Consider the following 21,522-nt stretch of genomic DNA (forward strand, 5'->3'; position numbering starts at 1 on the left):
GCGATGAGAAGTGTTGCCATCGGTGCCCAGACCGTGCGCTATCTCGATGCGGGCCCGCCCGACGCGCCGCGCACCCTGCTGCTGTTCAACGGCATCGGCGCCAGCGTCGAGACCGCGACGCCCTTCATGGCGAGCTTCAAGCGCACCCGCGTGATCGCCTTCGACGTGCCGGGAGTCGGCGAATCACCCGCGCCATTCCTGCCGTACCGGATGCACCACGTCGCCCGGCTGGGAGCGAAGCTGCTCGACCACCTCGGCGTCGAGAGCGCCGACGTCTTCGGCGTGTCCTGGGGCGGCGCTGCCGCGCAGGAGTTCGCGATCCGCTACGCCCGCCGCTGCCGCACGCTCACGCTCGCGGCCACCTGCGCCGGCTTCGTGATGGTGCCGGGCCAGCCGGGCGTGCTGCTGAAGCTGCTCAGCCCGCGTCGCTACTTCGACCCCGCCTACCTGCTGCAGGTCGGCGGAGAGCTGTACGGCGGCATCCTGCGCCTCGAGCGCGACGTGCTGCACCTGCATTCGAACGCGATGCGTCGCCCGAGCCGGCGCGGCTATCTGTACCAGCTGCTGGCGGTGTGGGGCTGGACGAGCTGGCACCGGCTGCACCGCGTGCAGGCGCCGACGCTGGTGCTGATGGGCAGTGACGACCCGATCGTGCCGCCGATCAACGGACGCATCGTCGCCTCGCGCCTTCGCCGCGCGACGCTGGAAAGCGTCGACTGCGGGCACCTGTTCATGCTCACGCGGCCCGGCGAAACCGCGCGCCGCGTCGAGCGATTCATTGCCGAACATCCGGTGCGCCGAACGCGCTGCGCCGAGTAGGAGACTCCGATGAGCTACGAAGCACCCGTCAAGGACATGCTGTTCTGCATGACCGAACTCGCCGCCCTCGACCAGGTCGCCACGCTGCCGGGTTTCGAAGACGCCGGCATCGACACCGCGCAGGCGGTTCTGGAGGAGTGCGCCAGGTTCAACGAGGGTGTGCTCGCGCCGCTGAACGCGGAAGGCGACAAGAACCCGTCGACCTGGAAAGACGGCGTGGTCACCACCACGCCCGGCTTCAAGGTCGCCTATCGCCAGTTCGCCGAGGGTGGCTGGCAAGGGCTGCAGCATCCGCCGGAGTTCGGCGGCCAGGGTCTGCCGAAGACTATCGGTGCGGCCTGCATCGAGATCAACAACAGCGCCAACCTCAGTTTCGCGTTGTGCCCCCTGCTCACCGACGGTGCGATCGAGGCGTTGCTGACGGCCGGCTCGGATGCGTTGAAGCAGGCCTACCTGCCGCGCATGGTCAGCGGCGAGTGGACCGGCACGATGAACCTGACCGAGCCGCAGGCGGGCAGCGACCTGGCCCTCGTGCGCACACGCGCCGAGCCGCAGGGCGACGGCAGCTATCGCATCTTCGGCACCAAGATCTTCATCACCTATGGCGAGCACGACATGGCCGAGAACATCGTCCACCTGGTGCTCGCGCGCGTGAGCGGCGCGCCCGAAGGCGTGAAGGGCATCAGTCTCTTCGTCGTGCCGAAGTTCGTGCCGGACGCCGACGGCAGCCTGGCCGCACGCAACGACGTGCACTGCGTGAGCATCGAGCACAAGCTGGGCATCAAGGCGAGTCCGACCGCGGTGCTGCAGTTCGGGGACCACGGCGGAGCCACCGGCTACCTGGTGGGCGAGGAGAACCGCGGCCTGGAGTACATGTTCATCATGATGAATGCCGCGCGCTACGCGGTGGGCGTGCAGGGCATCGCGATAGCCGAACGGGCCTACCAGCACGCGCTGGCCTATGCGAAGGAGCGCGTGCAGGGTCGCCCGGTCGACAGCTCGAAGCCAGGGGCCGCACCGATCATTCATCACCCCGACGTCAAGCGCATGCTGCTGACGATGCGTTCGGTCGTCGAGGGCTGCCGCGCGGCGGCGATCACCGCCGCCGCGGCCTACGACACCGCGCACGCACATCCGGATCCCGACGTGCGCCGGCGCAGCCAGTCCTTCTACGAGTTCCTGGTGCCGCTGGTCAAAGGGTTCTCCACCGAGATGAGCCTGGAGGTGACGAGTCTCGGCGTGCAGGTGCACGGCGGCATGGGTTTCATCGAGGAGACCGGCGCGGCGCAGTACCTGCGCGACGCCCGGATCCTGACGATCTACGAGGGCACGACGGCGATCCAGGCCAATGACTTCGTCGGCCGCAAGACCGTGCGCGACGGCGGCGCGATCGCCAACGCCGTTGCTCGCGAGATCGAAGCCACCGAAACGGCGCTGCTCGCGCGCGACCACCCGGCCGCGCATGCCATCGCCGGCCGGCTGTCAGCGGCCCGCCTGGCGTTCATCGACGCCGTCGAGTTCGTCGTCGCGCACGCGAAGTCGAATCCCAATGCAGCGTTCGCGGGCTCGGTGCCTTACCTGATGCTGGCCGGCAACCTCGTCGTCGGCTGGCAACTGGCGCGCGCGATGCTCGTCGCCGAGCGCAAGCTCGCTGCAGCGGAGGAGCCCGCGTTCATGCGCCGGAAGATCGCGACGGCCCGCTTTTACGCGGAGCACGTGCTGACCCGCGCCTCGGGGCTGCGCGACAGCATCGTCGACGGCGCGACGGCGGTGAGCGACGTGACGCTGGAGGATTTCTGATGAAGCAGCGGCCCTTCACCCCGGCCAACGTCCTTGCGGGCGGCGAAGCCGCAGTGAGCGGCGCTACTCCGCCTTGAATCCGATCGCCTTCAACACCGCGCCCACGCGCTCGTAGTCCGACTTCAACGAGGAGCTCAGCTCCTGCGACGTGCGCGGCTGGCCGGACTCGAAGCCGACCTCGCGCAGCCGCTCGACCGCCGCAGGCCGAGCCAGCGCCTTCAGCGCGGCATCGCGGATCCTGGCCTGCAGTTCGGCGGGCATGTCGGGCTTCGCCCACAGCCCCATCCATGCGACGGCCTCGAGTTGCGGGTAGCCGAGCTCGGTGAACGTCGGCACATCGGGCAGCAGGGCGGAACGCTTGGGCAGGCTCACCGCGAAGGCCCTGATCTTGCCGCTCTTGATCAGCGGGATGGAGCTCGCCATGCCGTCGAACATCAGCTGCACGTGGCCGCCCATCAGGTCCTGGAGCGCCGGCGTCGAACCCTTGTAGCCGACATGCATCATGTCGATGCCCGCGGCCTGGTTCAGCTGCAAGCCCATCACGTGCGATACGGTGCCCGCCGTGTACGAGGCGAAGCTGACCTTGCCGGGGTTGGCCTTCACGTAGGCGATCAGCTCTGGCAGCGTCTTCGCCGGCAGCGACGGGTTGCCCACCATCACCAGCCCGCCACGCGAGAGCTCGGCCAGCGGCCTGATTTCGGCGGCCATGTTCGACGCCTGCTTGACGATGTGCGGGATCTCGCTGACCAGCGAGTTGACGCCCACGAGCAGCGTGTGGCCGTCCCGCGGCGCCATGGACAGCTCGTTGACGGCGATCATGCCGCCGGCGCCGGGCCTGGGCTCGACGATCACCGGCTGGGCGATCTGCGTGCTCAACGAGTCGGCCAGCAAGCGGGCCACGATGTCGGCCGAACCGCCGGCCGGGCCGGCAACGACGACGCGCACGACCTTCTGCGGCCACGGCGGCTTCTGCGCGATCGCCCAAGGGGCGGCAGACGCCAGCGCGGCAAGCGCGATCTGACGCCGAACGAGGTTCAAGACAGGGCGCTGTTTCATGATTCGTTTGCAGCAACTGTGTTCATAGCCCGGATGCAACCCGGGACCTGCGACCTTCTCACGCCGACGGGAGCTTGTAGCCGGCCAGCTGCTCGCGCAGCTTGTTCTTCTGCATCTTGCCGGTGGCGCCGAGCGGGATCGCATCGACGAAGACCACGTCGTCGGGCGTCCACCATTTCGCGATCTTGCCCTCGTAGAAGGCGAGCAGCTCGTTGCGCGTGACTTCGCCGCCAGGCTTCTTCATCACCACCAGCAGCGGCCTCTCGTCCCACTTCGGGTGCTTGGCCCCGATGCAGGCCGCCATCGCCACCGATGGGTGCGCCATCGCGATGTTCTCAAGGTCGATCGAGCCGATCCACTCGCCGCCGGACTTGATGACGTCCTTGCTGCGATCGGTGATCTGCATGTAGCCATCGGCGTCGATGGTGGACACGTCGCCGGTCGGGAACCAGCCATTCCCGTTCGAATACACCAGCGGATCGCCGCCCTCGCCCTTGAAATAGCTCGAAATGATCCACGGCCCGCGGACCAGCAGCTCGCCCGACGCCTTGCCGTCGTGCGGCAGCTCCCGGCCGTCGTCGCCGACGATCTTCATGTCGACGCCGAACACCGCGCGGCCCTGCTTGGCCTGAACCGCCATGCGCTCCTCGGCGCCCAGGCCCTGGTGCTTGGCCTTGAGCGTGCACGCCGTGCCCAGCGGGCTCATCTCGGTCATGCCCCAGGCGTGCAGCACCTGCACGTCGTAGCGCTCCTGGAAGGCGCGCATCATGGCCGGCGGGCAAGCCGCACCTCCGATGATGGTGCGGCGCATGGTGCTGAACTTCAGGTTGTTCGCCTCCACGTGCGCGAGCAGTCCCTGCCACACGGTCGGCACACCGGCCGAGAGCGTGACGCCTTCGGCCTCGAACAGCTCGTGCAGGCTCTTGCCGTCGAGGAACGGACCCGGCAGGACCAGCTTGGCGCCGACCATGCAGGCCGCGTACGGGAGGCCCCACGCATTGACGTGGAACATCGGTACGACCGGCAGGATCACGTCGCGCGACGAGCAGTTCAGCGAGTCCGGCAGCGCCACGGCGTAGGTGTGGAGCATCGTGGAGCGGTGGCTGTACAGCGCTCCCTTGGGATGCCCCGTGGTGCCGGACGTGTAGCACAGCGATGACGCCGTCTGCTCGTCGAACACCGGCCAGGTGAAGTCGGGCGAAGCGGCTGCGATCAATTCTTCGTAGCACAGCAGGTTGGGCACCTTGCTGGCCGCGGGCATGTTGGCGCGATCGGTCATCGCGACGAAGGCCTTGATGGTCTTGACCCGTCCGGCGATGGCCTCGATCAAGGGCAGGAAGGTCAGGTCGAAGAACAGTATCTGGTCTTCGGCGTGGTCGGCGATCCACACCACCTGGTCGGCGTGCAGACGCGGATTCAGTGTGTGCAGGACGGAACCCGAGCCGCTGACGGCGTAGTACAGCTCCATGTGGCGATAGCCGTTCCAGGCGAGGGTGGCCACGCGGTCGCCGGGTGACACACCCAGGGCCAGTAGCCCATTCGCCATTTGCCGCGAGCGTGCAGCAAGCTCGCGATAGGTGGTGCGGTGCACGTCACCCTCCACGCGGCGCGAGACGACTTCCTGATCGCCATGGTGGCGTTCGGCGTGCACGAGCAGCGAGGAGATCAGCAGCGGCTGCTGCATCATCAGTCCGTTCATGGTTCTTTCCGTGAGTGTTGGTTGAAGGCTCAGGCCAGTGCGTTCGGTGACAGGCGGGCAGGTTCAGGGTCGACCGGTTCGGCAGCGCGGGCCTTGTCGCTCTCGTAGCTCCCAGCGGCCATCACGAAGGCGGCGGCGGCGACCAGCGCGCACAGCGGCGTCGCGGTCAGTGCAGGCACCAGGCCCCAGGCGTCGGACAACACGCCGGCCACGAAGGGCCCGGCGGCCAGCCCGAAGAGGTTCTGGAACAGCGCCAGCACCGAAGCTCCCGTGGCGCGCACGCCGGGGTGGATGACATCGATCACGATGGCCGACACCGGCCCCACCGTGCAGGTCGCCATGAAGCCGCCCAGTGCGATCAGCGCGAACTGCGCCGGCGCCGCAAGCGGCAGCCCGAAGGCAACCACCAGCACGACCATCGAAGCCACGCAGAGAACGGCCATCGCGACGAGCTTGCGGTGCGGGTGGCGCGTGCCGACCCGATCGACGAGGGCGCCCCAGATCACCGACCCGGCGGCGCCGCACAACACCACCAGCGCGGCCTTGAGGCCCGCCTGTGCCGGCGCGACGCCGTGCACACGATTCAGGAAGCTCGGCAGCCACGACCACAGCGCCGAGACGACGACCAGCTGCGCCGCGCCGCCGACGCACACCCACAGCATGGTGCGCGAGCGCGCCAGGACCTTGACGATGTGACGCGTAGCCTCGCCGAGCGAGCGGCGCTTTGCATCGAGCGCGGGATCGAGTCTCACCGTGCGGTAGTCACGCACCTTCAGGTACACCAACGCGAGCACCAGACCAGGCAGGCCCACGACGCCGAAAGCCGCTTGCCAGCCCCATCGGGCGGCGATCACGCCGCCCAGCATCACACCCAGCACCGAGCCCACCGAGGCCGCGGCGAAGAAGCCCGCCAGCAGCGCGCCGCGCAGTCGAGCCGGGAAATGGCTCGCGATCAGCGCCGCTCCCACCGCGCCGTAGCCGGCTTCGCCCAGGCCGACCACGGCGCGAGCGGCAAGCAGCTGGCTGTAGCCACGCGCCCACATGCACGAGATCGTGGCCAGGCTCCAAAGCGTGGCCATCGCGACGATGCTCTTGACGCGGCTCACGCGGTCGGCGAACAGCGCCACCGGCAGCGCGCCGGCGGCCACTGTCACCGACACCACGGAGACCAGGGCGCCGAGCTGCTTGTCCGACAGGCCCCACTCGGCCTTCAGGTAGGGGAACAACGAAACGATGACCTGGCGATCGACGTAGTCGAAGATCATCAGTGCCAGCGTCATGGCGAACGCGAACCAGGCCTGGCCGCGGCTGAAGAGGTAGCCGTCCTGCGACGGCGCCTTCTCGATGCTGTGAATGTCCACGGCGGACTCCTTCAGGGAACGAGCACGGTGGCGCCGGTGGTGCGGCGCGACTCGAGCGCGCGGTGCGCGTCGGCGGCTTCTGCGAGCGCGAACTGCTGCTTCGGCTCGCCTCGGATGCGTCCGGCCAGCACATGGCCGAACAGCTCGTCGGCCATCGCCAGCATGTGCGGGCGGGGCGTGGCGTAGTGGACCATCGCCGGGCGGGTGACCCAGAGGGACCCCTTGACCGCCAGCAGGTTGGTGTCGATCACCACCGGTCCGGACGTGGTGCCGTTGCTCACCAGCGTGCCGCGCGGCTGAAGGCTGTCGAGCGAGGCCGACAGCGTGTCCTTGCCGACCGAGTCGTAGACCACCGGCACGCCGCGGCCATCGGTGAGCTCGCGCACGCGCTTGGCGATGTCCTCGCGGCTGGTCACGATGGTGTGCGTGCAGCCATTCGCGCGCGCAACCTCCGCCTTCTCATCGGTGCTGACGGTGCCGATCATCGTGACCCCCATCGCGCGCGCCCACTGGCAGGCGACCAGCCCCACGCCGCCGGCGGCGGCGTGGTACAGGATGGTTTCGCCGCCCTTGAGCGGATAGACCTGGCGGAACAGGTATTGCGCCGTCAATCCCTTCATCATCAGCGTCGATGCGGTGCGGTCGCTGACGCCAGCCGGCAGCGGAATCAGCACCTCGGCCGGCATCACGCGCACCTGCGCATACGCGCCTTGCGGGCCGAGCAGGTAGCCCACCCGGTCGCCCACCTTGACGTCGGTGACGCCCGCCCCCACGGCCTCCACCACGCCCACGGCGTCCGACCCCAAGCCGTTCGGCAAGGGCAGGGGATAGCGGCCGGTGCGGAAATAGATGTCGATGAAGTTGACGGCGATGTAGGTGTGGCGCACCCGCGCCTGGCCGGGTCCCGGATCGCCGACGTCGACGGTCTCGAGTTGGAGCACTTCAGGTCCACCGGTCTGGTGAAGGCGTATGGCATGGGTCATGGTTGTCTCCTGCGAATCGCTTGCGAATCGCTCAGTGTGTCAAGCAGCGCGCGTCTCGGCAGCGGCTGCCGAGAGTTCGCCGATGTAGTGCTTCGCCATCGGCCACGCGCCGAAGCCGGAAGCCGGATTGAGGTGGCCGACGTCGCCCAGGTCGTCGAGTCGGCTGCCCCAGGCGCGCGCCAGTTCGGCGGCGCGCTCGAAGCGGCACAGCGGGTCGTTGCGGCTGGCGGCGACGATGCTGCGAAACGGGAGGCGCTCGCGGGGCACGGGCAGCCATCCGCCGGCTTGCAGCGCGTCGAGCGTCGGGTACCCGTCGGGCATCGGCGTCTCGAAGTCGGGTGGCGCTGCGAGCAGCGCTCCGGCGACGGCACGCCTGGTCTCTCGGGCCCAGTGTGCGAGCATGATGCAGCCGCCGCTGTGGGCCACCGCGATGAGCGCGCCCCGGATGGACTGTGCCGCGCGCTCGATGGCGGCCACCCTGGTCGCACAGTCGAGATCGTCACGGCCCATCGGCGGCACCGCCGCGACCGCCCTGCCGGCCGCGCGCAAGCGCGCTTCGAGCAGCGTCTGCCAGTGCTGCGCGACAGCGTCGCGCAAGCCCGGCACGATGAGGATGCACGGCTGCGGGGTCATGGCATCAGGCGGCTTTGCGCAGGTAGCCCTGCAACCCCGGCTTGGCATTGGGCGCGAAGCCGTTCTGCGCCAGCGTCTCCTCGATGCTGTCGTAGAACACGCCGATCTTGCAGATCTCGCGCGCCTCCTTCCCGCTGGCGACCTCGCGGCCGAACTCGCGCGACAGGCGCACCAGCTGCTCGATCTGCCGCACGGTGCTCATCTTGGCCTTGCGGTCCTGCGTCCAGAGGTTGTCCTCGATGCCGCAGCGCACGTGCAGGCCCATCGCCATGCCCATCATGTTGATCGGCAGCACGTTGCGCATGCTGCTTTCCACGGTCAGCATGGCGCCGTCGGGCACGGCGCGCAGGAAGTTGGCGAGGTTGTAGACGTTGGGCGCGTCCATGCCGCCGCTGATCGCGACCCAGTTCATGACCAGCGGCCCCATGTAGACGCCGCGGCGGATCATGCGCTCCACGGTCTCGAAGCTGTTGATGTTGTAGAACTGGAAGGCGCTCTGGATGCCGGCTGCGCTCAGGCGGCGCACATGTTCTTCGGCCCAGCCCGGGCCCGACGGAACGACCATCTCGCGATAGGCGTTGTACGTCTGCGGATCGGCCATCGACGTGCCCGCGTAGTCCGCCACGTCCATGTGCTCGAGCACGTTCATCTGCGTGGTGTTGACCGTGACGGTGACCTGGTCCGGCTTCGGATCGAGCTCGGCCAGCATGTGCCGCGTGTCGTCGGACAGCCACTTGGCCGCTGCTCCGTCGCTCTCCGGGGCGAAGGAGATCGAGCCGCCGACCTGGATGATCATGTCGGGGACGGCCTTACGCACACCGGCGATGAGCTCGTTGAACTTGGACAGGCGCTTGCTGCCCTTGCCGTCGAGCTCGCGCACATGCAGGTGAAGCACCGTGGCGCCGGCGTTGTAGCAGTCCACCGCCTTTTGCACCTGCTCCTGCATCGTGAGCGGAATGTCCTCGGGGAAGTCCGACGGGATCCATTCGGGGCCATAAGGTGCGGCCGTGATGACGAGCTTGTCCTGGTTCTCGGGAAAGAGTGAGCCGTCGAGGAAGTTCATATGAATTTGCTTTCGGTGGTCAGTGGTTCAGCGAAGGTTCAGAAGGGCTTGTCGCCGACTATCCCGGCGCGCTCCATCTTTCGATGGCAGGGCGGGTAGTCCATCACCGCGTAGTGCTGGGTGCTGCGGTTGTCCCACATGGCCACGCTGCCGGGCTTCCAGCGCCAGCGCACCTGGTATTCGGGGATCTGCGCCTGGCTGATGAGGTACTGCAGGAGCTGCGAGCTGCCTTGCGTGAAGTCCTGGCCGACGCGCACGTTGGCCGGCGTGTGGAAGTTGGTGAAGTGCGTGGCAAAGCCGCTCACGAACAGGATCTTTTCACCCGTCTCCGGATGGGTGCGGACAACCGGATGTTCGGCGTCGGGGAACTGTGCCTTGAGCGCCAGGCGCTTCTCGACCGGCATCGCGGCGCCGAAGGTGGCCTCGATGCTGTGGCGCGCGCGCAGGCCGGCGATCTGCGTCTTGACGTGCTCCGGCAGCCGCTCGTAGGCGAGGACCATGTTGGCAAACATCGTGTCGCCGCCCACCGGGGGGCACTCGACGCAGCGCAGCACGCAGCCGAAGGACGGGGTCTCCCGCCACGTGCCGTCGGTGTGCCAGGCGTTTTCGTAGCGGTCGTTGGGCTGATCGGGTGACTTGTAGATGCGCACGAGGCCGGGATGCTCCGGGTCGCTGCCCGCCACCGGGTGGTCTTCCAGCTCTCCGAAGCGGCGGGCGAAGGCGACGTGCTCGGCGCGCGTGATGTCCTGGTCGCGAAAGAACAGCACCCGGTGCGTGAGAAGGAGCGCGCGGATCTCGGCCGCGAGGCCGGCATCGCGCGACGCCGCGCCGAGATTCACATGGCTGAGCTCGGCGCCGATCGCGCAGGTCAGCGGCTCGACCTTGATCGAGTCGGGCAGCGAGGCCGCGCGCACGAAGGCGGGCGATGCAGGGATTTCGATGGTCATGCTCTTGTCTCCGAGGGGCGGGCTGTTCAGCGACAGCCGTCGTCGAAGGCAAGATTAGGTGGGGCACCCCTGCATCGCCCCCCCATCGCAGAGGGGGCTGAACCTACGCCCCTCCCCCAGCCCCCTCCGGGAGGGGGCTCCAGCATGAAGGACGAGCGGCTTGTAGCCGGCAGTTGTTCGTGGTCGGCGCTGCCGCGCAGACTGCTACGCCACTTGTTCCAGCAGCCCCAGGATGCGTGCGCGCGACACCACCTGCTTGCGCGTGCCCGCATCGAGCTTGGCGAAGAGGTTCTTCATGTGCCACTTGATCGTCTCTTCGCCCACCTGCATGGCCAGCCCGATCTCCTTGTTGGACAGATTGCGGGCGACCAGCTCCAGCACTTCGCGCTCCTTCGGCGTGAGCGCCATGCTGGGCGTGGACCGGGCTGGCGCAGCTTGACGCGGCGGCAGGGTGGAGCGCGTCGGAGCGGCCGGCGCGCCGGCTGGAGCGGCAAGCGACTGCTGCGCCCAATCGCCCAGCGCCGGGTGGGCGTCGGCGAACACACGCTGCAGGCCGTAAGCGCGAGCCAGGTCTGCGGCTTCGCGCAGAAGGCCAAGCGACTTCTCGCCGCAGCGGTCGAGCGCCAGCGCGAGCAGGCCGGTCAGCTCGATTTGCAGGCGGCCGAGCTTGACCTCGCGGGCCAGCGCAACGCCCCTCGTCAACGGCTCGACGGCGCGGCGCCACTCGCGTGCCGCGATCGCCGCATGCCCCAGGGCAATGTCGCGGAGCAAAGCCGCGCTGCGTTTCCACAGCCGCCCCTGCGGCAGCGCCGGATCGGCCAGCAGCGCGTCGATCCGTTCGCACAGGTCGCGGCAGGCATCGGGGCGAAACCGGTGCGAATGCAGGCGAACCTGATCGGCCAGGCTGGCGATGCGCAGGCGCGGCAGCCGACGTGCGACACCCACGGCTTCGAGCGCGCCCAGCAGCTCGAGAGCGCGGTTTTCGGCGCCTTCTGCGCCGGTGATGCGGGCCATCGTGCGGAAGCCGAGCAGCACCGTCTCGGGCAGGCCGCTCCTTTCCAGCACGTCGAGCCGGTTGGCCAGCAACGCCCCGGCCTCTTCGGGCAGGCCGCGCTCCCAGAGGGTGGCGGCGAGCAGGCTGGCCAGCATGCAGGCGAAGGAACTGCGGCGGCCGAGGTCGCCTTCGGCTCGTGCCAGCGTCGGCCGCAGCAGCTTCTCGGCCAGCAGCACCTGGCCCTCCCACAGGTAGGTCAGCCCGATGATGAATTCCCCCCAGTGGCTGATGTAGCCGAGCCCCGATTCGAGGTCGCTGCGCGGCGCCTGCTGCTGGCGCAGGCGCGCGAGCGCGGGTTCACCTTCGAGCAGGGTGCGGAAAGCCGAGCGGTTGGCGTGCACCTTCAACAGCATCGGGTCACGCAGCGGGGGATCGTTGCTCCAGGGGTCGTGCAGTTCGGCGAAGCGGTCGGGCTCGTCGGCGTACACGGCCGCGCCGCTGAGGATCAGCGCGCATTCGCAACGCAGCGCAGCGTCCACGTCGGGCTGCGCCAGGATGCGCTCGACGAGGCGGCTCGCTTCGTCGTGACGTTCGCTGAGCGCGAGAGTCCACGCTGCCGCCAGCAGCAGGCGTGGCCGACGGTCCACCTCGGCGACAGGCAGCCGGCTCAGCCATTCGAGCACCGCACCTTGGCGCCCGCGTGCCATGAGCGACTCGTACAAGCTGCGTTCGGCCAGCTCGTAGGCCTTTTCCGTCTCCCCGGATGTCAGCGCGTGGCGCGCGGCCGCCTCGACGAAGCCATGGCCCGCCAGCCAGTCGGCGGCCCGCGAATGCAGCGCCGCCTGCTCCTCGGCGGCGAGGCTGCCGAAACGCCTGCGCAACTCGTCGCGTGCCACGGCATGCATGCGCAGCCAGTCGCTCGCCTCTCCAGCGGCGAAGACCGGCGTGTCGCGTGCCATGCGGGCCAGGCGCTCGGGGGCGTCGTCGGTCAGCACGACGGCGCTGCACAGCGCCGGATGCAGGTTGTCGAGGATCGCGATCCGAGTGAGGAAGGCGGCGTCGGTCGGGTCGAGGTTCTTCAACATCAGATTCACGAACTGGTCACGCAACGCGCTGCCGTGGAGCGCCAGGGCAGCAACCTCGGCCTGCGGGTCGCTGCCTGCCGCCATCACCGACAGCGCCAGCTGCAAGCCAAGCGGCCATCCTTCGGTCAGTTCATGCAGTCGCGCGGCTGCGTCGCGGTTGACGCGCGTTCCGAATCGCGCGTGTATGAGCTCGATCGTCTCGTCGAGCCGGAAGCGCAGCAGCTCCGGCGAGACCAGAGTGCATTGCCCGTAGTCGATCAGGTCGTCGATCTCCAAGTGGCTATCGGCGCGCGCGGCGACCACCACGCGCAAGTTCGGCGGCGCATTGCGAAGCAGGTAGGCGAGCGCGTGGCGGGCGGGCAGAGGCAGGCGGTCGGCTTCGTCGAGGATCAGCACGACGTCGAGTGCGCTTTGCGCCACTTCGGCCACCCACGTCGTCACTCCTTCGAGCGCGTCAGCTGCCGACGCCTCGAACAGCGTATGGCCGAAGGTCGGCCGCCCCGCAGCGATGCGCACGGCGAGCGCCAGTCCTTGCACCAGCCGATGCGGGTCGTCCTGGCCTTGTGCCGACAGCCATGCCACCACGGCGCCGCGCGCGAGATGCTCGCGCCGCCACTGAGCGAGCAGTGACGTCTTGCCGAATCCGGCAGGCGCCTGCACGAGGACGGCCGGCTTGTCGAAGCGTTCGTTGTCGGCCTGCAGGCGTGGCCGGGCCACATGGTGGCGCGGCCACGCCTGGGGCCGTGACCTTGAGCAGGAGGTCGTCGGCAGGTCCTGCGGGAGGGAATGGAGCGACAGAGGCCACGGAATCTGCACCCAGCGTCAGCGTCGATGGAGAGGTGTGCGCCGCGCCTTCTGGCGACGTTGCGGACGATGGTAGTCCTCTGCTTGCCGCACCGGTCGGGGCTTGCAGCCAGATCCGCTTCCGAAAGGCGTTGCAGGTTCCCGCAACCACCGATTGAAAAAAACTCGCCGAGCCAACGACTTCAGATGTAGCTTGTTTGGCTGACGTGATCTGAACTTGAAGGCCCGTGCCGACAGCGTCGGTCCGGGCCTTGTTTCCTTTGGGGCAACCGAGAGTCCAGCTGTCTTCCGAATAGAAGCGAGCTGTGACCTCGAACTGTCGCGCTCTAAGGAGCGAACCCGGCCTTCGGCGTTTGCCGTCCGACGTCCGGTGGGCGGCGTGCCCTTGCCGCCCGGGTGCGCGAGCCGGTCGCGCCGCTGCGTCCACGGCGCGCGGCACCCCGCTTCAGCGCAATGCCGACACGTCGAGCCGCCGGTCGTTCGGCGGGATGAAAGACTCCAGGAAGTAAACCGGATTGCCGCGGCCGGCCGCGGCTGCGCTCTCCAGCAGCAGCCCGCGGGTGCCCGGCTTCACGCCCATCGCCTTGCACGCGGCGGCATCGAACTTCACGAACGAGACGTGCTGCTCGACGTCGCTGATCGGCATCGAGACGGCTTCGCCGAGCAATTGCTTGAGGTTCGCGCCGTCGAGCGTGGCGAGCGGACGGGCCGCGATGTCGGGGAATTCGCGCGCATCGAAATAAAAGCGATTGAAGACGATGAACTCGCCGTTGACGCTCAACTGGCGATCGATGCGCACGATATCGGAGCCCCCTTCGGGGCGCAGCCATTCAGACCATGCACCGCTGCCATGGGCGCGCGTACGAGACAGCACCGTGGGGTAGAGCGGGAGGAACGCGGGCTCGCCGTCCGCGCTGCCGCGAAAGCGCAGGTGCAGTGGCGCGTCGATGGCGCCGCCGCCGTCTGACACGTACGTGCCGCTGCCCTGACTGCGCACCACGACGCCCCCGTCGGCGAGCTCGCGCAGCGCGCGCTGCACGGTGCCGAGGCTGTAGCCCGTGAGGCGAGTCAGGTCGCTGTCGCTCGGCAGCCGCGCGCCCGGCTCCCAATGGCCGGCGTTGATCGCGGCGCAGAGCGCTTCGCGCAGCTGCACGTACTTCGGCAGTCCTTGCATCCCCCGCTTGCCGTAGCGGCGCAGGAAGTCGTCGGTGGCGGGGCGTGTCGTGTCGATGGCCATGAGGGTTGGATGGTAGCAAATCGGCTCGGTTGACTAGTCATATATATGACTATAGCATTGTGTTCATGCACCGCCCGTTGCGGGCCTCACCGGAAGGAGTTCCATGAACCCGAAGTCACTGATCTGCTCGCTCGTCGCCTCGTTCGCCGCCGTCGCGACCGCGCCTGCGACCGCGGAAACCAACTGGCCCACCAAGCCCGTGAAGATCCTTTTCGGCTTTCCGCCCGCAAGCGCGACGGACGTGATCGCGCGCGCCGTGGGCCAGAAGCTGCAGGACAAGTGGGGGCAGCCCGTGGTCATCGAGAACCGCCCCGGCGCGGGCGGCAACCTCGGCAGCGAGCTTGCGGCGCGAGCGCCGGCTGACGGCTACACCATCTTCTTCGGCACGGTGGCGAACGCAATCAGCGTGTCGCTCTACTCGAAGTTGAACTATGACTACCTCAAGGACTTCACGCCGATCACGCTCGTGGCCACCACGCCGCTGGTGCTCGTCGCGCCACCGGACCTGCCGGCCAAGGACGTCAAGGGACTCATCGCGTACGCCAAGGCGAACCCCGGCAAGCTGAACTTCGGCTCGGGCGGCGTCGGCACGTCGAACCACCTCGCGGGCGAACTGTTCAAGAGCGCCACCGGGACGGACCTGGTGCACGTGCCGTACAAGGGAACGCCGGCTGCGTACACCGACCTCATGAGCGGCAAGATCGAGCTGATGTGGGACAACATCGTCGCGGCCACGCCGCACCTGAAGTCGGGCAAGCTCAAGCCCATCGCCGTGACCAGCGCGCAGCGCGCGCCGTCCCTGCCCGACGTACCGACGATGGCCGATTCCGGCGTGCCGCAGTTCGAGGCCGTTTCGTGGATCGGCGCGCTGGTGCCGACCGGCACCCCGAAGGAGATCGTCGACAAGATCCACACCGATCTGGTGACCGTGCTGCGCATGCCGGAGGTGAAAGAGCAGCTCGCGCAATCGGGCGCGGTGGTCGTAGGCAACACGCCCGAGCAGTTCGCGTCCTGGAACCGCAACGAGATCGCCAAGTGGTCCAAGGCCGTGCAGCTGTCGGGCGCCAAGGCGGACTGAAGCAGCGCACCGCACGCGAATCGAACTCCGGCGCGCCCGCAAGGCGCGCACCCCAGAACCCATCTCACGAACCAAGGCGCCCCGCGCGCCCACGAGGCATCGGCATGAACACGAAACCCACACGGACCACGATCACCGAACCGGCACGCGACATCCCCGTGCTCATGAACGCCGACGTCGTCGTCGTCGGCGGCGGCACCACCGGCCCCATCGCCGCGATCGCGGCCGCGCGCCGCGGCAAGAAGGTGGTGCTCATCGAGCGCTTCGGCTCGCTGGGCGGCATCCTGACGCTCGGCCTGAACACCAAGCCATCTGGCACGCTGCTCGGCGGCATCCCGCTCGAGATCTGGGACCTCGCTCGCTCGATGGGCGGCGCGGGCGACGACTACATGGCCACCACCAAGACCGGCGGCGTGAAGATCGCCTCGCCGACCGATCCCGAGGTCATGAAGATGCTGCTCACGCGCCTGTGCGTCCAGGCCGGCGTGCAGATCCTGTTCGAGACCTTCGTCTCCAACCCGGTGGTCGAGGACGGCGCCGTGACGGGCGTCGTCATCGAGGGCAAGGGTGGCCGCCAGTTCGTCGGCGCGAAGGTGCTGATCGACTGCTCGGCCGACGCCGACATGGCCGCGAAGGCGAATGCGCCGTTCCTCATGGGCTCGGGCGAGAAGGAAGCGCGCATGCAGCCCGTGTCGATGTACTTCATCATGAAGAACGTCGACCTGGTGCGCCTGGCCGAGTGGGCGCGCACCTGCGACGACGTGCCCGCGCGCGCCATCCCCGCAGACGAGGCCGGGCTCGCCTACGGCCTGTGGCTCACGGGCTTCAACGGCATGCTGCGCCGCTTCCAGGAGGAGACGGGCGTGCGTCTGCAGCGCGACAACATCACGCTGAAGACCGCCGACGGGCAGATGTACGTGAACGCCACGCGCGTCCTGGGCATCGACGTGTTCTCGCCCGAGCAGTTCACCGCCGCGATCCTCGAGTGCTATCGGCAGATCGAGGGGGTTGTGCGCTTCCTCAACGAGCGCGTCCCGGGCTTCGAGTCCTCGCGGCTCGGCCAGGTGTCGCCGATCCTCGGCGTGCGCGAGACGCGCCACATCGTTGGCGAATACACGCTCACCGGCCCTGACTCGCGCGGCGAGACGCGCTTCGAGGACAGCATCGCGGTGGATGCTTCGGCGCTCGACATCCACGACCCGAAGGGCGGCGACGTCGACTTCCAAAGCATGCCGCCGTACGAGATACCGTACCGCTGCCTGGTGCCCCAGCGGGTCGAGCAGATCCTCGTCGCGGGCCGCTGCATCTCGGCCGACCACGAGGCGCATGCACGCTCGCGAAACATGCCAGCCTGCATGTCGATCGGGCAGGCGGCGGGAGTCGCGGCGGCCATCGCAATCGACGAAGGCACCACGGTGCGCCGCGTGCCGGTCGCGAAGGTGCAGGCCGCGCTGCGCGAATGGCGGATGCCCCTGCACCCCGAGGACATCGCAGCCTGACGTGAGGCACGGTGCATGGCGCGCACGGTCGAATACTGGTTCAGCACGGCGAGCCCCTGGGCGTGGCTCGGCAGCGCGCGCTTCGCGCAGCTCGCCGAGCGCACGCAGACGGTCGTGCAGGTGGAGCCGGTTGATCTCGGCGCCGTGTTCGCGGCAACGGGCGGCACGCCGTTCCCGAGCCGATCGCCGGCGCGGCAGAGCTATCGGCAGCTCGAGCTTGCGCGCTGGTCGCGGCGCCTAGGCGTGCCGATCCGCCTCCAGCCGGCGCACTACCCAGTCGACCGCGAGCCGTCGAGCCGGCTCGTTCTCGCCGCGCGCGAGCACGGGGTGGACGCTCTCGCGCTCTCTCAGGCGGTGCTGCGCGCCATCTGGTCCGAGGATCGCGACATCGCCGACTGGGTCACGCTGCAGGACATCGCGCGCGATGCCGGCTTGGACGGCGCGGCGCTCATCGAGTCGGCGCGCGATCCGCGCATGCATGCGCGGTACGTCCAGAACACGCAGGCGGCAATCGCGGCGGGCGTGTTCGGCTCTCCGACGTACGTCGTGGACGGCGAGCGGTTCTGGGGGCAGGACCGGCTGGACTTCCTGGAGGAGCGGCTGGGCGGCGGTCCGTAGCCCGGCGGCCATCAGACCATCAGAGTGCTGCTGGGTGATGTTCGAGCCGTTCTTCGAAGTGCGGCCGAGTTCATCGACCAGCCCCGCGCAGCGTCGGCTTTCTGGCATCGAATGGCGGCCATGACTGTCCGAGGTGAGTTCAAGCCAAGTGCGCCCGATGGACATACCATTCGGTATCACGGTGATGCGACAAGCATCAATGGGCTAAAGTCCACATTGGTCAGATGTCGATTGACACGCGACATACCTGTCGGTATGTTTCGTGTGTCGACCACTTGTCCTAGTGAACGGAATGCATCAATGAACAACGCGCGCTGGAAACAACGTCCTGAAGGCTCCAACTGGGGCGACTACGGGCCCGACGATCAGATCGGCCGCATGAATCTGCTGACGCCGCAGACCCGGCTTCGCGCCATACGCGAAGTGCAGCACGGCATCGCGTTCTGCCTCAGCCTGCCGCTCGACTACCCGGGCGGCAACACACTGACCCAGCATCGCAAGGCGCCCAAGTTCTTCCACGAGCGGCGCGGCGACGGCTTCAACTACAACTACCGGCTGTCCAATGTCTGCAGCTGCTTCGACGACGTCATCTCCGATGACGGCGTGATGCTCTACACGCAGTACTCGACGCAATGGGACGGCCTGGGCCACGTCGGCCAGATGTTCGATGCCAACGGCGACGGGCTGCCCGAGAAGGTCTACTACAACGGCTACCGCGCCGGTGTCGAGGTCATCGGCCCGGGCGACGCCGAGAGCGACTGGGGCGCCAAGGCAATCGGCATCGAGCGGCTGGCCACGGCGGGCGTCCAAGGCCGCGGCGTGCTGGTCGACCTCGAGCGGCTCCATGGACGCGCGCGAGCGCTCATCGGCTACGACGGCCTGATGGCTGCGCTCGAAGGCCAGGGCGCCACGGTGGAGCCGGGCGACTTCCTGTGCCTGTACACCGGCTTCGCTGACCTCGTGCTCGAGATGAACAAGCAGCCCGACGGCGAGGTGCTCGGGCGCTCGTGCGCGGTGCTCGACGGCCGCGACGAGAAGCTGCTGCAATGGATCACCGACTCGGGGATCGTCGCCATCTGCGCCGACAACTTCGCGGTCGAGGCCTATCCGGCCCAGCCCGGCAAGGGCGAGCACTACCCGGGCCTGCCGCTGCATGCGCACTGCCTGTTCAAGCTCGGCCTCAATCTGGGCGAGCTGTGGTATTTCGCGGAGCTCGCGCAATGGCTGCGCGCCAACCGCCGTTCCAGCTTCCTGCTCACGGCGCCGCCGCTTCGGCTCCCCGGCGCGGTGGGCTCCCCTGCCACGCCCGTGGCCACCGTGTGACGCCGAATTCCTGTCGTTGAAGGAGACGAGACGTGCGTATTCGTTTGAGAGTTCTTGCACTGGCCTGCACGATGGCCGCCATGGCCGCTGTTCCGTTCAGCGCCGGCGCTCAATCTGCCGGTGCCGCCGACTGGCCGAACAAGCCGGTCACGCTCGTCGTTCCCTATCCGCCGGGCGGCACGAGCGACGTGGTGGGGCGACACCTCGCGCAGCGCTTGCGCGAGGAGCTCGGCCAGGTCTTCGTCATCGAGAACAAGGCCGGCGCCGCGACCGCCATCGGAGCAAGCGCCGTGGCGCGCGCGCCGAAGGACGGCTACACCCTGCTGTTGTCTGCCGGCACGACCTTCACCGTCATCCCGCACCTGAGCGAGAAGCTGCCATACAAGCTCGAGGACTTCGAGCCCGTCGCCACGGTGGCCACCGTGCCGTTCGCGTTCGTGGTCAAGAAGAACTTCCCGGCCAAGACGCTTGCCGAATACGTGGCCTATGCCAAGGCCAACCCGGGCAAGATCAACAACGCCACCAACGGCCAGGGCAGCATGGTCCACCTGCTGGGCGAGTTGCTCGCGCAAGGCCTGGACGTCAAGCTGACCCATGTGCACTACAAGGGCGCCGCGCCGGCGACGATGGACATGATCGGCGGCGTGATCGACTCGAATGTCGAGGCGCTGACGAGCGCGGTGCCCAACGTCAACACGGGCCAGTACCGCGCGCTGGCTGTGTTGAGCGCCGAGCGCCAGCCGTTGCTGCCCGACGTGCCGACCTTCAAGGAGTTGGGCTACCCGTCGATCGTGGGAGAAACCTGGTATGCGGTGTTTGCGCCGGCCGGTACGCCCAAGCCCGTCGTCGACAAGCTGAACGCAGCCTTGCGCAAGGTCACCGCCTCGGCCGCTTTCGGCGACGAGATGCGCAAGATCGGCAACGAAGCCAAGACGAGCACGCCTTTGGAATTGCGCGCAGTGACGCTGCAGCAGAGCAAGAGCTGGGGTGATCTGATCAAGCGGCTCAACATCAAGGCGGAGTGATCCGCAGGAAGACGAAGGCCCGCAATGCGGGCTCTCTCTGACCACGGCCTTGGAAGCCGTTCGCCCTGAGCTTATCGAAGGAAGGCCTGCGTGACAGTCAGAAGTCCGTTCGGGCTGAGCCTGTCGAAGCTGCACACGATCGGCGTGCGGCTTCGGCAAGCTCAGCCGAAAAGGTCCAGCAGTGCCGCGCAGCCCTTCGACAGGCTCAGGGCGAACGGGGCCGGTGCATTCCGTTCGCCCCGAGCTCGTCGAGGGAAGGCGCCTCAGAGTCAGAAGTCCGTTCGGGCTGAGCCTGTCGAAGCTGCACACGATCGGCGTGCAGCTTCGGCAAGCTCAGCCGAAATGCTCCAGCAGTGCCGCGCAGCCCTTCGACAGGCTCAGGGCGAACGGGGGCCGACTTGGGACGCACCCTCTCAGCCTCTGCCCTTGGGCAGATAGCGCAGGTCCCCCATCGCTTCGAGGTGTTCGACGATGCACTCCTCGGAGTCGACGCATTCCCCGAAGCCGAACTGCCGCAGCTTGATGGTCGACACGAGCGGCGGCACCGGAAACGGCCGGCGCGACGCCCAGGTCGCGTCGGCGTATTGCCACGACAGGCCGACCAGCGCATCGAGATCGGCCACCCGCAAGGCGTCGCGCTCGGCGATGCTGCGCCACAGCGCCGCATGGCGCGGCATCTCTTCGCTCGGACGCGAGGCCGTCGGCTCGCCGAGCGGCATCGCAAAGTGGCTGGCCAGCCGCTCGAAGAACGTGCCCCAGACGATCACGTCGCCATTGGCCACATTGAAGGCTTCGCCGTGGGCGCGCGGTTCACGCCAGGCCCACTCGACTGCGCTGGCGATGAGCCGTGCGTCGGTGCATTCGGTCAGCAGATGCGGGTGCCCCGGGAACGCCAGCGGCTGCCCCCGCTCGCGCGACAGCACCGCATAGGCGCCGAGCGCCGCGACCGGATTCATCGCGCTGCCCAGTGCCACGCCGAGCACGATCTGGGGCCGGAAGACAGTCCAGCGAAAGCCCGCGCGCTCGGCACGCTCGGCCACCAGGTCCTGCTGGTCGAAGTAGAAGTTGGCGTGGTCGCGCAGCGCGTCGTGCTCGCGCGCGGGAACCCGCATCGGCCTGCCGGTGTGCACGCCGTAGGCCTTGGTGCCCTGCAGCAGCGTCAGATGCTGCAGCGGCGCGCCGTCGAGCGCATCCAGCAGGTTGCGCAGCATCTGCGTGTTCAGCGCGACGTTGTCGGCGTCGCGCCAGCCTTGCACAAGGTCGGGCTTCTCGTTCAGCGCCGCATAGACCACATGCGTGGTGTCGCGGTGCGGCGCCAGTGCGGCGAGCGTCGCATCGCGGTCGCGCAAGTCGGCCGAGATCCATGTCGCGTCGGGCGCGAAGTCGGCCGCACGGCGGGCCAGGCCGACCACTTGCAAGTCGCCCCGCGCGGCGAACCGCTCCATCGCGGCACGCCCCACGACGCCGAGAGCTCCGACCACCAGCACCTTGTCCATGA

The 21,522-nt window shown here is 68.3% G+C and carries 17 protein-coding genes; 7 read left to right on the forward strand and 10 right to left on the reverse strand.

Annotated elements, in window-relative coordinates; translation table 11 throughout:
* Positions 1–3: 3 nt before the first annotated feature.
* Both phaZ and P7V53_RS02415 read left to right on the forward strand, forming a co-directional pair.
* On the forward strand, positions 4–819 hold the full coding sequence (phaZ, locus tag P7V53_RS02410) for a poly(3-hydroxyalkanoate) depolymerase (protein ID WP_280153877.1): 816 nt from the start codon (positions 4–6) through the stop codon (positions 817–819).
* 9 nt (positions 820–828) lie between these two features.
* On the forward strand, positions 829–2,619 hold the full coding sequence (locus tag P7V53_RS02415; RefSeq protein ID WP_280153878.1) for an acyl-CoA dehydrogenase: 1,791 nt from the start codon (positions 829–831) through the stop codon (positions 2,617–2,619).
* 63 nt (positions 2,620–2,682) lie between these two features.
* On the opposite strand, the gene P7V53_RS02420 is transcribed toward P7V53_RS02415, so the two are convergent.
* From P7V53_RS02420 to P7V53_RS02460, 9 genes are all read right to left on the reverse strand, one after another.
* On the reverse strand, positions 2,683–3,675 hold the full coding sequence (locus tag P7V53_RS02420) for a tripartite tricarboxylate transporter substrate binding protein (RefSeq protein ID WP_280153879.1): 993 nt from the start codon (positions 3,673–3,675) through the stop codon (positions 2,683–2,685).
* Between the two features lie 58 nt (positions 3,676–3,733).
* Entirely contained in the window at positions 3,734–5,374 is a 1,641-nt protein-coding gene (locus tag P7V53_RS02425) for a 3-(methylthio)propionyl-CoA ligase (protein WP_280153880.1), read from the reverse strand.
* Positions 5,375–5,403: 29 nt separating this feature from the next.
* Positions 5,404–6,735, reverse strand: coding sequence for an MFS transporter (locus P7V53_RS02430; protein ID WP_280153881.1), 1,332 nt, complete (start codon positions 6,733–6,735; stop codon positions 5,404–5,406).
* Between the two features lie 11 nt (positions 6,736–6,746).
* Positions 6,747–7,718, reverse strand: coding sequence for a quinone oxidoreductase (locus P7V53_RS02435; protein ID WP_280153882.1), 972 nt, complete (start codon positions 7,716–7,718; stop codon positions 6,747–6,749).
* Positions 7,719–7,757: 39 nt separating this feature from the next.
* Complete coding sequence (locus P7V53_RS02440) at positions 7,758–8,351, reverse strand: alpha/beta hydrolase (RefSeq protein ID WP_280153883.1); 594 nt, start codon at positions 8,349–8,351, stop codon at positions 7,758–7,760.
* 4 nt (positions 8,352–8,355) lie between these two features.
* Positions 8,356–9,414 carry a 3-keto-5-aminohexanoate cleavage protein gene (locus P7V53_RS02445; RefSeq protein ID WP_280153884.1) on the reverse strand — a complete coding sequence of 353 codons (1,059 nt, stop codon included), beginning with the start codon at positions 9,412–9,414 and terminating at the stop codon, positions 8,356–8,358.
* Between the two features lie 38 nt (positions 9,415–9,452).
* Positions 9,453–10,301, reverse strand: coding sequence for a TauD/TfdA family dioxygenase (locus P7V53_RS02450; RefSeq protein ID WP_280156416.1), 849 nt, complete (start codon positions 10,299–10,301; stop codon positions 9,453–9,455).
* A 264-nt stretch (positions 10,302–10,565) separates the two neighbouring features.
* Complete coding sequence (locus tag P7V53_RS02455; RefSeq protein ID WP_280153885.1) at positions 10,566–13,157, reverse strand: LuxR C-terminal-related transcriptional regulator; 2,592 nt, start codon at positions 13,155–13,157, stop codon at positions 10,566–10,568.
* Between the two features lie 532 nt (positions 13,158–13,689).
* Positions 13,690–14,481: a GntR family transcriptional regulator gene (locus P7V53_RS02460; RefSeq protein ID WP_280153886.1), complete on the reverse strand. Its 792-nt coding sequence runs from the start codon at positions 14,479–14,481 to the stop codon at positions 13,690–13,692.
* Positions 14,482–14,584: 103 nt separating this feature from the next.
* On the opposite strand from P7V53_RS02460, the gene P7V53_RS02465 reads away from it, so the two are divergent.
* From P7V53_RS02465 to P7V53_RS02485, 5 genes are all read left to right on the forward strand, one after another.
* On the forward strand, positions 14,585–15,559 hold the full coding sequence (locus tag P7V53_RS02465; protein ID WP_280153887.1) for a tripartite tricarboxylate transporter substrate binding protein: 975 nt from the start codon (positions 14,585–14,587) through the stop codon (positions 15,557–15,559).
* Between the two features lie 104 nt (positions 15,560–15,663).
* Positions 15,664–17,058: an FAD-dependent oxidoreductase gene (locus P7V53_RS02470; RefSeq protein ID WP_280153888.1), complete on the forward strand. Its 1,395-nt coding sequence runs from the start codon at positions 15,664–15,666 to the stop codon at positions 17,056–17,058.
* Positions 17,059–17,073: 15 nt separating this feature from the next.
* Positions 17,074–17,676: a 2-hydroxychromene-2-carboxylate isomerase gene (locus tag P7V53_RS02475; RefSeq protein ID WP_280153889.1), complete on the forward strand. Its 603-nt coding sequence runs from the start codon at positions 17,074–17,076 to the stop codon at positions 17,674–17,676.
* Positions 17,677–17,976: 300 nt separating this feature from the next.
* Positions 17,977–18,999: a cyclase family protein gene (locus tag P7V53_RS02480; protein ID WP_280153890.1), complete on the forward strand. Its 1,023-nt coding sequence runs from the start codon at positions 17,977–17,979 to the stop codon at positions 18,997–18,999.
* Between the two features lie 80 nt (positions 19,000–19,079).
* Positions 19,080–20,024: a tripartite tricarboxylate transporter substrate binding protein gene (locus tag P7V53_RS02485; protein WP_280153891.1), complete on the forward strand. Its 945-nt coding sequence runs from the start codon at positions 19,080–19,082 to the stop codon at positions 20,022–20,024.
* Between the two features lie 413 nt (positions 20,025–20,437).
* Here P7V53_RS02485 and P7V53_RS02490 read toward each other — a convergent pair whose 3' ends face one another.
* On the reverse strand, positions 20,438–21,520 hold the full coding sequence (locus P7V53_RS02490; protein ID WP_280153892.1) for an NAD-dependent epimerase/dehydratase family protein: 1,083 nt from the start codon (positions 21,518–21,520) through the stop codon (positions 20,438–20,440).
* Positions 21,521–21,522 lie beyond the last annotated feature (2 nt).

This window comes from Piscinibacter sp. XHJ-5, from assembly GCF_029855045.1.
In the GTDB taxonomy this organism is placed as follows: Bacteria; Pseudomonadota; Gammaproteobacteria; order Burkholderiales; family Burkholderiaceae_C; genus Albitalea.